Annotated in this window: 10 protein-coding genes; 6 read left to right on the top strand and 4 right to left on the bottom strand. The window is 71.4% G+C overall.

Annotation, left to right across the window (positions count from 1 at the left end):
* Positions 1-57 precede the first annotated feature (57 nt).
* Together pgm and glgC are read right to left on the bottom strand one after the other, a co-directional pair.
* Positions 58-1,704, bottom strand: a complete 1,647-nt coding sequence (pgm, locus tag ABEA87_RS36670) for a phosphoglucomutase (alpha-D-glucose-1,6-bisphosphate-dependent) (RefSeq protein ID WP_345637708.1) — start codon at positions 1,702-1,704, stop codon at positions 58-60.
* On the bottom strand, positions 1,704-2,936 hold the full coding sequence (glgC, locus tag ABEA87_RS36665; RefSeq protein WP_345637707.1) for a glucose-1-phosphate adenylyltransferase: 1,233 nt from the start codon (positions 2,934-2,936) through the stop codon (positions 1,704-1,706). The genes pgm and glgC overlap by 1 nt, the downstream gene beginning before the upstream one ends.
* 70 nt (positions 2,937-3,006) lie before the next feature.
* Between glgC and glgA the strand changes: the two genes are divergently transcribed.
* The 5 genes from glgA (at position 3,007) to ABEA87_RS36640 (ending at position 10,169) form a co-directional block, all read left to right on the top strand.
* A complete protein-coding gene (glgA, locus tag ABEA87_RS36660) occupies positions 3,007-4,260 on the top strand; it encodes a glycogen synthase (protein ID WP_345637705.1) in 1,254 nt (417 codons plus the stop codon).
* A 58-nt stretch (positions 4,261-4,318) separates the two neighbouring features.
* Entirely contained in the window at positions 4,319-6,292 is a 1,974-nt protein-coding gene (locus ABEA87_RS36655; protein ID WP_345637704.1) for an alpha-1,4-glucan--maltose-1-phosphate maltosyltransferase, read from the top strand.
* Complete coding sequence (gene glgB, locus ABEA87_RS36650) at positions 6,292-8,421, top strand: 1,4-alpha-glucan branching protein GlgB (RefSeq protein WP_345637702.1); 2,130 nt, start codon at positions 6,292-6,294, stop codon at positions 8,419-8,421. Before ABEA87_RS36655 ends, glgB begins: the two co-directional genes overlap by 1 nt.
* Positions 8,422-8,496: 75 nt before the next feature.
* Complete coding sequence (locus ABEA87_RS36645) at positions 8,497-9,150, top strand: hypothetical protein (protein WP_345637700.1); 654 nt, start codon at positions 8,497-8,499, stop codon at positions 9,148-9,150.
* 140 nt (positions 9,151-9,290) lie between these two features.
* Complete coding sequence (locus ABEA87_RS36640; RefSeq protein WP_345637698.1) at positions 9,291-10,169, top strand: DUF2726 domain-containing protein; 879 nt, start codon at positions 9,291-9,293, stop codon at positions 10,167-10,169.
* Between the two features lie 24 nt (positions 10,170-10,193).
* Here the strand turns inward: ABEA87_RS36640 and ABEA87_RS36635 are convergent, their stop codons facing one another.
* A complete protein-coding gene (locus ABEA87_RS36635) occupies positions 10,194-11,015 on the bottom strand; it encodes an SAM-dependent methyltransferase (RefSeq protein WP_345637696.1) in 822 nt (273 codons plus the stop codon).
* 155 nt (positions 11,016-11,170) lie between these two features.
* On the opposite strand from ABEA87_RS36635, the gene ABEA87_RS36630 reads away from it, so the two are divergent.
* Positions 11,171-12,382 carry a geranylgeranyl reductase family protein gene (locus ABEA87_RS36630; protein ID WP_345637694.1) on the top strand — a complete coding sequence of 404 codons (1,212 nt, stop codon included), beginning with the start codon at positions 11,171-11,173 and terminating at the stop codon, positions 12,380-12,382.
* On the opposite strand, the gene ABEA87_RS36625 is transcribed toward ABEA87_RS36630, so the two are convergent.
* A complete protein-coding gene (locus tag ABEA87_RS36625) occupies positions 12,379-13,215 on the bottom strand; it encodes an ArsR/SmtB family transcription factor (protein WP_345637692.1) in 837 nt (278 codons plus the stop codon). The genes ABEA87_RS36630 and ABEA87_RS36625 overlap by 4 nt on opposite strands.
* Positions 13,216-13,273 lie beyond the last annotated feature (58 nt).

Below are 13,273 nucleotides of genomic sequence, written 5' to 3'. Positions count from 1 at the left end.
CCGCCCCGGCGGCACGCGGCCCTCGCTCAATCAGCACGTCCCGTGGACCGATTCGGTTCAGCCCTGCGAGAGAACCTCCGACACGACCGCGCGGGCCTCCTCCTGGATGCGCTCCAGGTGCTCCTTGCCCTTGAACGACTCCGCGTAGATCTTGTAGACGTCCTCGGTGCCCGACGGCCGGGCCGCGAACCAGCCCGAGTCGGTGAGCACCTTGAGCCCGCCGATCGCCGCGCCGTTGCCGGGCGCCTCGGTCAGCGTCTGGGTGATCGGCTCCCCGGCCAGCTCGGTGGCCGGCACCTGCTGCGGCGACAGCGAGCCCAGGATCTTCTTCTGGTCGCGGTCGGCCGGCGCGTCCAGCCGCGCGTAGGCCGGCTCGCCGAAGCGTGCGGTCAGCTCGGCGTAGTGCTCGCTGGGTGACCGGCCGGTCACGGCCGTGATCTCCGACGCCAGCAGGCACATCAGGATGCCGTCCTTGTCGGTCGTCCAGGTGCGCCCGTCCATGCGCAGGAACGCGCCGCCGGCGCTCTCCTCGCCGCCGAAGCCGATGGTGCCGTCCAGCAGGCCGGACACGAAGTACTTGAAGCCCACCGGCACCTCGACCAGTGGCCTGCCCAGGTCGGCCGCCACCCGGTCGATCATCGACGAGGACACCAGGGTCTTGCCGATCGCGGCCCGCTCCGGCCAGCCGTCCCGGTTGGCGAACAGGTACGAGATCGCCACCGCCAGGTAGTGGTTCGGGTTCATCAGGCCGGCGTCGGGCGTCACGATCCCGTGCCGGTCGGCGTCCGCGTCGTTGCCGGTGGCCACCTGGTACGCGCTGCGCTGGTTGATCAGTGAGGCCATCGCGTACGGCGACGAGCAGTCGGTGCGGATCTTCCCGTCCGAGTCCAGCGTCATGAACGACCAGGTCGGGTCGACGGCCTTGTTGACCACGGTCAGGTCCAGGCCGTGCCGGTTGGCGATCTCCTCCCAGTACGCCACGCTCGCCCCACCCAGCGGGTCGGCGCCGATGCGCAGCCCGGCGTCGCGCACCGCCGCCAGGTCCACCACCGAGGGCAGGTCGTCGACGTACTTGCCGAGGAAGTCGTACCCGCCGGTGCTGTCGGCGGCCCTGGCCCGCTCGTACGGGATCCGGCGCACCTCGCGCAGCCCGCCGGCCATCAGGTTGTTGGCCCGCTCCTGGATCCACCGGGTCACGTCGGAGTCGGCCGGCCCGCCGCTGGGCGGGTTGTACTTGAAGCCCCCGTCATCGGGCGGGTTGTGCGACGGAGTGACCACCACACCGTCGGCGAACCCGGACTCCCGGCCCAGGTTGTAGCTGATGATCGCGTGCGAGACCGCCGGCGTCGGGGTGTACCCGTTCCGGTCGTCCATCAGCACCCGCATGCCGTTGCCGGCGAACACCTCCAGCGCGTCGCAGGCGGCCGGCTCGCTCAGCGCGTGGGTGTCCCGACCGATGAACAGCGGGCCATCGATGCCGTGAAGTTTGCGGTAGTCGCAGATGGCCTGGCTGATCGCGACGATGTGGTCGGAGTTGAACGCCTTGCGCAGGCTGGAACCCCGGTGCCCGGAGGTGCCGAAGGCGACCTGCTGGGCCGGGTCGGCCGGGTCCGGGTGCTCGTTGTGGTACGCGGCCAGCAGGGCCCCGATGTCCACCAGGTCGGACGGTTGGGCGGGCTGCCCCGCCCGCGAATTGCCGGACATCAGGCCTCCACCTTCTGACCCTTGCCGATGACCACGACGCCACGGTCGGTGACCTTGTAGCGTGCCCGGTCGTGCTCCAGGTCGACACCGATCTCGCAGCCCTCGGGCACCGTCACGTTCTTGTCGATGATGGCGTTGCGGATCACCGCGTGCCGCCCGATGTCCACGCCTTCCATCACCACCGATCCGTCAACGTGCGCCCAGGAGTGCACCCGCACGTTGGGCGAGACGACCGAATTCTCCACCAGCGATCCGGAGATCACGACACCGGGTGAGATCATCGATCCGACCGCCCGACCCGCCCGTTCCGGCCGGTCATGCACGAACTTGGCCGGTGGCCATGGCCCGTGACCGGTGAGGATCGGCCAGTCGGAGTTGTACAGGTTGAATACCGGTTGGACGGAAATGAGGTCCATGTGGGCCTCGTAGTACGAATCCAGGGTTCCCACATCCCGCCAGTACCCGCGATCCCGGTCGGTACTCCCCGGCACCTGGTTGTCCCGGAAGTCGTACACGTTGGCCTCGCCGCGCTCGACGAAGTTGGGGATGATGTTGCCGCCCATGTCGTGCCGGCTGCGCGGGTCCTTCGCGTCCCGGGTCACCGCGTCGATCAACGCGCCTGCGGTGAAGACGTAGTTACCCATCGACGCGTAGATCTCGTCGGGGGCGCCCGGCAGCCCGGTGGCGTCGGTCGGCTTCTCCCGGAACGCCCGGATGCGCCGGCCGTCCGCGGCCACATCGATGACGCCGAACTGGTCGGCCTGTGACAGCGGCTGGCGGATGCCCGCCACGGTGACCGCGGCGCCCGAGGCGATGTGGTCGGCCACCAACTGCTCCGGGTCCATCCGGTAGATGTGATCGGCGCCGAACACCAGGACGTAGTCGGGGTTCTCGTCGTAGACCAGGTTGAGGCTCTGGTAGATGGCGTCGGCCGAGCCGGCGAACCACTGCGGCCCGAGGCGCTGCTGCGCCGGCACCGGGGCCACGTAGTTGCCCAGCAGGGTGGACATCCGCCAGGTCATGGTCACGTGCCGGTCCAGCGAATGCGACTTGTACTGGGTGAGCACCACGATTTTCAGGTACCCGGCGTTGACGAGATTGGACAGCACAAAGTCGATCATTCGGTAGATCCCGCCAAACGGGACGGCCGGCTTGGCGCGGTCGGCGGTCAGCGGCATCAGTCGCTTACCCTCGCCGCCCGCCAACACGATGGCGAGCACCTTGGTACCCATGACAGGACGCTAACCACCACGATGGCTTCGCGCCAGTGCAGAAGGCCGATACGGGACTACTGTGCGGCGCATGGCCGCAAACTCCATGCCCGGCGCACCAGCGCCCGGCCACGCCACCGAGCCGGCCGCCGACCGGCCGCTCCGGGTCGACCTGCTCACCCGGGAATACCCCCCGGACGTGTACGGCGGCGCCGGGGTACACGTCGAGTACCTCGCCGAGAACCTGCGCACCCTGGCCGACGTGCGGGTGCACTGCTTCGGGGCGCCGGGGCCCCGGGCGCAGCCCGGCGTGACCGGGTACGCCACCCCACCCGGACTCCAGGGCGCCAATCCCGCCCTGCGCACCATGGGCATCGACCTGGAAATGGTCGCGGGTGCCGCCGGCACCGGCATCGCGCACAGCCACACCTGGTACGCCAACCTCGCCGGCCACGTCGCGAAGCTGCTGTACGGGGTGCCCCACGTGGTCACCACGCACAGCCTGGAGCCGCTGCGCCCGTGGAAGGCCGAGCAGCTCGGCGGCGGGTACGCGCTGTCGTCGTGGTGCGAGCGCACCGCCCTGGAGGCGGCCGACTCCGTCATCGCGGTGTCCGACGGCATGCGCCGGGACCTGCTCGACTGCTACCCGGCGGTGGACCCCGGCCGGGTACACGTCGTGCACAACGGGATCGACACCGATCAGTACGCCCCGGATCCGGGGACCGGCGTGCTGGAGCGCCTCGGCGTGGACCCGGACCGGCCGTGCGTCACCTACGTCGGCCGGGTGACCCGGCAGAAGGGCCTGCCCTACCTGCTGCGCGCCGCCGACCGGCTGCCGGCCGGCGCCCAGCTGGTGCTGCTGGCCGGCGCGCCGGACACCCCGGAGATCGCGGCCGAGGTCGAGGGGCTGGTGGCCCGGCTGCGCGAGCGCCGCGACGGAGTGGTCTGGGTCCGCCAGATGCTGCCCAAGCGCGAGGTCATCCAGGTGCTCTCGCACAGCACCGTGTTCGCCTGCCCGTCCATCTACGAGCCGATGGGCATCGTCAACCTGGAGGCGATGGCCTGCGAGACCGCGGTGGTGGCCACCGCCACCGGCGGCATCCCGGAGGTGGTCGCCGACCGGGAGACCGGCCTGCTCGTGGCGACCGAGCAGGCGCCCGACGGCACCCCGCGCGACGAGGAGGGGTTCGTCGCCGGCCTGGCCGCGGCGATTACCGAACTGCTGGAGGACCCCGAGCTGGCCGCCCGGATGGGCCGGGCCGGGCGCGACCGGGCGACGCGGCAGTTCTCCTGGGAATCGATCGCCGAGCGGACCATGCGGGTGTACCGGCAGGCGCTCGGATGAGCGCGGGCACCGATCCGCTCGGCGAGAGATCCGCGCCCGGCTGGTTTACGTTGAGACGATGACTGGACGGTTCCCGATCGAGGACGTCTCACCATGCGTCGAGTGCCGGCGCTACCCGGCCAAGGCGGTCGTCGGCGAGCTGGTGCCCATCGCGGCGACCGTCTACCGCGAGGGACACGCCGCGCTGGGCTGCGACGTGGTCTGGCACGGCCCGGACGGCCGGACCCGCCCGTTCACCCGGATGGCGGCCACCGGGTTCGGGCTGGACCGGTGGCACGCGACGATCATCCCGGACGCGGTGGGCTCCTGGGCCTTCGCCGTCGAGGCGTTCGACGACCCGTACCTGACCTGGCGCGACGCCGTCCGCAAGAAGCTGGACGCCGGCCAGGGCACCGACGACCTGGCCGCCGACCTGATCGAGGGCGGGCAGATCCTGGAGGAGGCGCTGGCCGGCGTCCCAGCGGAGGCGCACCGCCGGATCGAGGGGGCCTGCGCCGCGCTCGCCGACACCCGGATCCCCCTGTTCGCCCGGGTCTCCCCCGCCCTCGACCTGGCCGGCGTGCTCTGGCGGTACCCGGTGCGCAGGCTGATCAGCCGGTCCGAGGAGTACCAGCTCTGGGTCGACCGGCCCCGCGCCCTGTTCTCCGCCTGGTACGAGTTCTTCCCCCGGTCCGAGGGGGTACCCGTGCCGGCACCCGGCGAGCCGGCCCGGCACGGTACCTTCGCCACCGCCACCGCGCGCCTGCCCGGCGTCGCCGCCATGGGCTTCGACGTGCTCTACCTGCCGCCCATCCACCCGATCGGCCGGGTCAACCGCAAGGGCAGGAACAGCGCCCTGGTGGCCGGCCCCGACGACGTCGGCTCCCCGTGGGCGATCGGCGCGGCCGAGGGCGGGCACGACGCGATCCACCCGGAGCTGGGCACCGAGCAGGACTTCCGGGACTTCATCGCGGCGGCCCGCGAGGTGGGTCTGGAGGTGGCCATGGACCTGGCGCTGCAGACCGCGCCGGACCACCCGTGGGCCACCGAGCACCCCGAATGGTTCACCCACCGGCCCGACGGGTCCATCGCCTACGCGGAGAACCCGCCCAAGAAGTACCAGGACATCTACCCGCTCAACTTCGACAACGACCCGGCCGGCATCCGGGCCGAGGTACTGCGGATCGTGCTGCACTGGGTGGGCCTGGGCGTGCACGCGTTCCGGGTGGACAACCCGCACACCAAGCCGCTGGACTTCTGGCACTGGCTCATCGGCGAGGTCAGGCGGGTGGAGCCGGGGGTGCTGTTCCTCGCCGAGGCGTTCACCCGGCCGGCCGTCATGCACGGGCTGGGCAAGGTCGGCTTCACCCAGTCGTACACCTACTTCACCTGGCGGACCACGGCCGCCGAGCTGCGCGAGTACTGCGAGGAGCTGGTCGGCACCGCGGACTTCATGCGGCCCAACTTCTGGCCCAATACCCCGGACATCCTGCACGAGACGCTCCAGCACGGCGGCCCGCCGATGTTCAAGATCCGGGCGGTACTGGCCAGCATGCTCGCCCCGTCCTGGGGTATGTACGCCGGTTATGAGCTGTTCGAGCACGAGGCCCGGCCGGGCGCCGAGGAGTACCTGGACAACGAGAAGTTCCAGCTGCGCCCCAGGGACTGGGCCGGCGAGGAGGCGGCCGGCCGCTCGCTGGCCGGCTTCATCACGCTGCTCAACACCATCCGGCGCAACAACCCGGCCCTGCACTGGCTGCGCAACCTGCGCTTCCACGAGGTCGACAACGACGCCCTGCTGTGCTGGTCCAAGCGCGACCCGGCCACCGGAAACACGGTCCTGGTGGCGTGCACCCTCGACGCGGCCAACACGCAGTGGGGCAACGTCACGCTCGACCTGCCGGCGCTGGGCCTGGACTGGCAGGACCGGTTCGCCGTGCGTGACGAGCTGACCGGGATCACCTACGACTGGGGCCAGCGCAACATCGTCGGGCTGGATCCGTACGTTCAACCGGCACACATCTTCACGGTCCACCATCGTGGCGAGGTCTGATGGACAACCTGGTAGGCGCCCTGATCAGTGGCGAGACTCACGACCCGCACGCGCTGCTGGGCGCGCACCCGGGCGACGACGGCCCCGGTGACGCGCGCACCGTCATCCGGACCTACCGGCGCGAGGCCGGCGAGGTCGCCGTGCTCGCCGAGGGCGGGCGGTACCCGATGCGCCGGCTGCACGAGGCGGGCGTGTTCGAGGCCGCCGTGCCCGGCCAGGTGCTGGACTACCGGCTGGACGTGGACGGGCAGCGCGTCGACGACCCGTACCGGTACCCGCCGACCATCGGCGAGCTGGACCTTCACCTGATCTCGGAGGGCCGCCACGAACGGCTCTGGTCGGTGCTCGGCGCGCAGCCGCACGCGGACGGCGTGGCCTTCACGGTGTGGGCGCCCAACGCCCGCGCGGTACGGGTGGTCGGCGACTTCACCGGCTGGGGCGCGTACGACGGCTGGCCCATGCGCTCCATGGGCTCCACCGGCGTCTGGGAGCTGTTCGTGCCCGCCGCCGCGCCCGGCCAGCGGTACAAGTACCGGATTCTCGGCCCCGACGGCGGCTGGCACGACAAGGCCGACCCGCTCGCCGCGCACACCGAGGTCCCGCCCGCCACCGCCTCCGTCGTGTACCGCTCCCGCTACGACTGGGCCGATGCGACCTGGATGGAGCGGCGGGCCCGTTCCGTACCGCACCAGGAACCGATCAGCGTGTACGAGGTGCACCTCGGCTCCTGGCGTCCCGGACTGTCCTACCGCGAACTGGCCGACCAGCTCACCGAGTACGTGGTGGAGCTGGGGTTCACGCACGTGGAGTTCCTGCCGGTGATGGAGCACCCGTTCGGCGGCTCGTGGGGATACCAGGTCACCGGGTATTACGCGCCCACCTCCCGCTTCGGTGAGCCGGACGACCTGCGCCACCTGGTGGACCGACTGCACCAGGCCGGCATCGGGGTCATCCTCGACTGGGTGCCGGCCCACTTCCCGCGCGACGACTGGGCGCTGGCCCGGTTCGACGGCACGCCGCTGTACGAGCATCCCGACCGCCGCCGCGGCGAGCACCCGGACTGGGGCACGTACGTGTTCGACTACGGCCGCCGGGAGGTCCGTAACTTCCTGGTCGCCAACGCGCTGTACTGGCTCGACGAGTTCCACGTCGACGGCCTGCGCGTGGACGCCGTCGCCTCCATGCTCTACCTCGACTACTCGCGCAACGAGGGCGAGTGGGAACCCAACCAGTACGGCGGCCGGGAGAACCTCGAGGCGATCGGGCTGCTGCAGGAGGTCAACGCCACCGCGTACCGGCACCACCCCGGCATCCTGATGGTGGCCGAGGAGTCCACCGCCTGGCCCGGGGTGACCCGGCCGACCACGGCCGGCGGGCTGGGCTTCGGCTTCAAGTGGAACATGGGCTGGATGCACGACACCCTGGACTATCTGGCCAAGGACCCGGTGCACCGGCAGTACCACCACAATCAGCTGACCTTCTCGCTGGTGTACGCGTGGAGCGAGAACTACGTGCTGCCGATCAGCCACGACGAGGTGGTGCACGGCAAGGGCTCGCTGACCGGCAAGATGCCCGGCGACACCTGGCGCCGGCTGGCCAGCGCCCGGGCGCTGCTGGCGTACATGTGGGCGCACCCGGGCAAGCAGTTGCTGTTCATGGGCTGCGAGCTGGCCGACGACCAGGAGTGGAGCGAGATCCGCGGGCTGGACTGGGGCCTGCTGGAGGACCCGCAACGCGCCGGGGTGCAGCGGCTGGTGGGCGACCTCAACACCGCCTACCGCGCCTGCCCGCCGCTGTGGTCGCGGGACACCTCGCCGGACGGGTTCCGCTGGATCGTCGGTGACGACGCGAGCAACAACACCATCGCGTTCATGCGCCTGGCCGCCGACGGGTCGCCGCTGGTGTGCGTGGCCAACTTCTCGGCCGTGCCGCACGAGGGGTACCGGCTGGGACTGCCGGTGGCGGGCACCTGGACGGAGATGATCAACACGGATTCGCAGAGCTACGGCGGGTCGGGCGTGGGCAATCTCGGCGCGGTACAGGCGGAGCCGCTGCCCCTGCACGGCCTGCCGGCGTCGGCGTCCCTGCGGGTACCGCCCCTGGGCGTGCTCTGGCTCAGCCCGAGGTAGCGGGTGCCCTGCCCGAGCCAATCGTCCATTGTGGAGTGAGGCGGCGCCTTGCCGGCGTCGGGTAGATTCCGGCAGATGGGGAGAAAATCGGTCTCGATCAGCGCCGTGGTGGTGTGCCTGCTCGCCGGCGTCGCCGCCTACGTCTGGCATTCGCGTTCGGCCAGTGACTGCCAGCCGCCCCCGAACGAGGACGCGCTACTGGCCGCGTTCAGGGCCGAGCCGGTGTTTCGATTCGTACCCCCGTACGCGACCTTGCAGGGCAGTCCGACATCCGAGAGGGGATGTCAGCGGTTGACCGAAAAGGTGACGGTCCGCGGCAAGGAGCAGGACGCCTACGTCGGTGACACCTCGACCAAGGTCGCGGCAACCTTCGACCTCGGCGTGAGCTTCGGCCAGGACCAGATCACCGCCATGTACGACGCGGGCCTGCGGGGTCGAGGGTGGATGCCGCAGCAGGCGGACTTCCCGCAGGTGATCCCGGGTGACTACCAGGCGGGGCTGTTCTACTGCAAGAACATCGACGGCGTACCGAGCTTCCTCTGGATCGATGAGCGCTGGATCGGCCCTTCACAGGGGACCGCTCCCCGCGGGGGCGCGGCGCCCTCGCCCACGTCGCCTTTTGACCGAGAGGGCACGATCAGCATCAGCATCCACGCGCAGAGCGGAGTCGGCTGCCTACCCTCACCGACCGAGTCCTCGGTGGACCCGGTCGCCAGCCCACCGAGCTGACCCGCCCGCGGGGCGCGCCCGTCGCCTTCACCGCCAAGGTGCCGCTGTTGTGAACCATCGCCCCCGCCGACCCCGCACCGCCCAACGTCCCTACCATTGCGTCAGTCCTGGGGCGGCATGGCGGGAGGAGCACGGACCGCGTGATCAGAGATCGGCTGGCGAGCACCGAGCCGGACGCCTGGCTGCACCCAGTCTCGATGCCGAACGGGGTCGGCGACACCGCCGCCTTCGAGCGCGCCGGCCTGCTCGTGCGGCCCGACCGCAGACTCGGGCAGGTGGTACGCGGCCGGCCGCCGGGCGTCACCGCACACCAGTGGAGTTCCGCCACGCGTACCCCGCTGGCGTTCGTGGTGGCCGAGGCCGCCGGCCAGACTCCGGTGCTGGCCGTCCAGCTGCGTGACCCGGCGGTGCTCGGGGCCGGCGCCGCGCGCGCCGACCGGGCGACCGCCGCCGTGTGCGAGGCCGTCGGCCTGCCGCTGCTGCGCGTCGAATCCGCGGCGCACGGTACCGGTGCGTTCGCGCGGCGCGTCCTCGAGTACGTGCTCGACGCGCACGCGTACACCACGGCCACCGGGGGCGAGCCGCCCGGCTACCGCGACATCACCGGCCGGCTGCCCGACGGCCGGGAGGGGTACGTCAACGACCTCGGCGCAGTCGCCCGCGCGGCGGCGGTCGACGCCTACGTGAGCGGGCGCCTGGTCGACCCGATCGTGCGGGCGCTGAACGTGTCCTGGCGCGACGGCACCGCCGAGGGCTGGGCGTGGCTGGACGTACGCGAGGGGCAGTGCCTGTTCGAGCGGGCCCGGATCCGGCAGCACCGCTTCTCGTGCGGGGTCGATCCGAGCCGGCTCGCGGAGGACCTGGCCACCTCGGCGATCGGCGAACGGCTCAAGCTGCTGGGCATCGCCGAGCCCGCCCTGCACGACAAGCGTGACCTGGCGCGCGAGTTGGCCGGGCTCAAGCGTCGCCGGGACGAACTGGCCACGCCGTTCGCGTTCGACCACGTCTCGTTCGACTGAGCGGGTGCGCGCGCACCAGCCGGCTCACGGAATCCTGGCGACCGCCCCGTACACCGACGTCTCCTCGGCCGACGGGCGGGGCGGCTGCTCGGCCTCGGCGCGCCATTCGGCCACCGACACGATGCCCGGCTCCACCAGTTCCAGACCGTCCAGGAAACCCGCGAACTGTTCGCGCGAACGGAACTGGAAGGGCACCTGGTCGCGGTCGGTGTCGTCCACCGCCGCGGCGGTCTCCGGCGACAGGTAGTCGTTGGTGGCGTGCGTGACGGTCAGGTAGCTGCCGGAGGGCATGGCCTCGACCAGCCGGGCGATCGCCGCGTACGGGTCGTCCGAGTCCTTGAGGAAGTGCAGCACGGCCACCACCATCAGCCCGACCGGCCGGGTCAGGTCGAGGGTGCCCAGCAGCTCCGGGTCGCTCAGGATCGAGTCGGGTTCCCGGATGTCGGCGTCGAGGTACGCGGTGGCGCCCTCCGGCGAGCTGGTCAGCAGCGCCCGGGAGTGGGCCAGCACGATCGGGTCGTTGTCGACGTAGACCACCCGGCAGGACGGATCGACCGCCTGGGCCACCAGGTGGGTGTTGTCGGCGGTGGGGATCCCGGTGCCGATGTCGAGGAACTGGCGCAGGCCGACCTCGCCGGCCAGGAAGCTGACGGCCCGGCGCTGGAACCGGCGGTTCTCGATGACCGCCGTCCGGATGGTGGGGAACACCCCGGCGATGGCGTCGCCGGACGCCCGGTCGGCGGGGAAGTTGTCCGTGCCGCCGAGCCAGTAGTTGTACCGCCGGGCCGGGTGGGCCACCGAGGTGTCCAGCTCCGCCAGCAGCTTCTGTGCGTCCACCTCGGACATCGGCTCTCGACCGCTCACCGCTACCCCCGGTTCATCGATGGTCGTCCTCGTAATCTTAGTACCGGAGCTGGCCTACTCCAGTTTTCCGACCGGTCGCCCGGCCGCGAACACCCGCCGGTCGAGCAGTCGCTGGGGGCGCCCCGTAGGCTCGTGCGATGTCCAAGCGCGAGGAGTGGGACGTCGCCGTAGTCGGCGGCGGGCCGGCCGGGCTGGCGGCGGCGATCACCGCGGCGACCGCCGGCGCCCGGACAGTGGTCCTGGAACGGTCGAGCTACCCCCGGTACAAGACCTGCGGCGGCGGCCTGATCGGCGCGTCGCTGGCCACCGTCGCGCCGTGGATCACCGTTCCCGAACGCGACGAGATCCACGCGGTCACCGCCACCCACGACGGCGGCCGGGAGTTCACCCGGCGCGACGACGCGCGACCGCTGCTGCGGATGGTGCTGCGCGACGAGTTCGACGACGCCCTTCAACGGCGCGCGACCGAGGCCGGGGTCACCATCCAGCAGGATTCGATGGTGCGCGCGATCGACCAGGCCGACGGCGCCGCCGTCGCGCGGCTGGCCGACGGCCGGGAGGTGTGCGCCCGGGTCCTCGTGGGCACCGACGGCTCGTCCGGCGTCAGCGCCCGGCACGCCGGCGCCCGGTTCGAACAGGTGGACCTCGGGCTCGAGGTCGAGGTGCCGGTGCCGGACCCGGTACGTGAGCGGTGGCGCGGCCGGGTACTGCTGGACTGGGGCCCGATGCCCGGCTCGTACGGCTGGGTGTTCCCCAAGTCGGACCGGCTCACGGTGGGCGTCATCGCCGCCCGCGGCCGGGGCGAGGAGACCCGCGCGTACCTGCGGCGGTTCGTCGAGCGCCTCGGGTTGGCGTCCTACCAGCCGGTCCACGACTCCGGCCACCTCACCCGGTGCCGGGCGGCCGACTCCCCGCTGCGCCGGGGTCGGGTCGTCATCGCCGGTGACGCGGCCGGGCTGCTGGAACCCTGGACGCGAGAGGGAATCAGCTTCGCCCTGCGCTCCGGCGCCTTCGCCGGAGCCGCCGCCGCGGCCGCGGCCGCCACGGGCACCGGTACCGAGGCGGAGTTCGACCGCGCCCTGGACCGGTACGCCGCGGACGTGAACCGGGTGCTGATCCCCGAGATGCGGGCGGGGCGGCGGCTGCTGTCCGCGTTCATCCGCCACCCGGGCCTGTTCCACCGCGCGCTGGCCACGCCGCCCGGTTGGCGCGTGTTCATGAGGCTGTGCCGCAGCGAGGTCAGCTTCGCCGGCGCGGCCGACCGGCCCGCGGTGCGTGCCCTCCTGGCCATGTTCGGCGGCAAGTCCGATCCGGCGCAGCTCGGTGCCGCGGGCCGATCGTCTCGTTAGGACACTCGCTCGCCCGGTCGGGCTCCGACCGGTTCGGGCTCGCCGGCGGCGGGCAGCGCCTCGCCGGTCTCCAGCAGGGTCTTGAGGTTGGACAGCACGTGTGGCCAGCCCTGGCTGATCATCCCCTGTAGGGTGCCGCCGGGTTCCAGGTCGTCGTGCACGACGGTCAGCTTGACCAGCCGCCCCTGGGGTTCGATGTCGAAGGTCACCGTCGACCGGCGCTCGGCGGCCAGCCTGGCGAGCGCCTCGTCATCGATCCCGTGGGACCGCGCCCACTCCGGCGTGAACGTGTGCCACGAGTAGGACAGCCGGCGGTACGGGTCGGACTCGATGACGACCTGGGCGGGGTCGGTGGTCCTCACCCCGTTCTCCTCCCAGACCATGGGTGCCCCCACCGTCCACTCCGACTCGAGAGCCAGTCCCCCCCAGTAGCGGCGGGTGAACGTCGGATCGGTCAGCCCCCGCCAGAGCCGTTCCGGGGTGGTGTTGATGTAGGTCGTGTACACGAATGCCGAATCGCTCATTGATGCCTGCTCCAATGCTGTCGTCAGATCGGCGAGCACGCGTGCCCGCTCCCGGTCGTACCGGTGGATCCAGCGCTCGGCGACCGCATTGATCGGCGCCGCGTTCAGGTAGTGCAGCTTCTCCCGGCCTCGCCACAGCGTGGTCACCAGGTTGGCGGCCTCCAGCACCGCCAGGTGCTTGCTGACCGACTGCCGGGCCATGTCCAGGCCGGCGCACAGTTCGCGCAGGCTCTGCCCGTTGCGGGCGTTCAGGCTATCCAGCAAACGGCGGCGATTCGCGTCCGCGAGCGCCTTGAAAACCTCGTCCATCCGGCTCCGACCGATGCCAACATGCAACCGTTCGGCTGCATGTCACCACATTAGGCAG

This window comes from Rugosimonospora acidiphila, from assembly GCF_039543385.1.
Taxonomy (GTDB): Bacteria; Actinomycetota; Actinomycetes; order Mycobacteriales; family Micromonosporaceae; genus Rugosimonospora; species Rugosimonospora acidiphila.
Note: the sequence above shows the minus strand (reverse complement) of the source record. Positions and strands in the feature narration are given on the sequence as shown.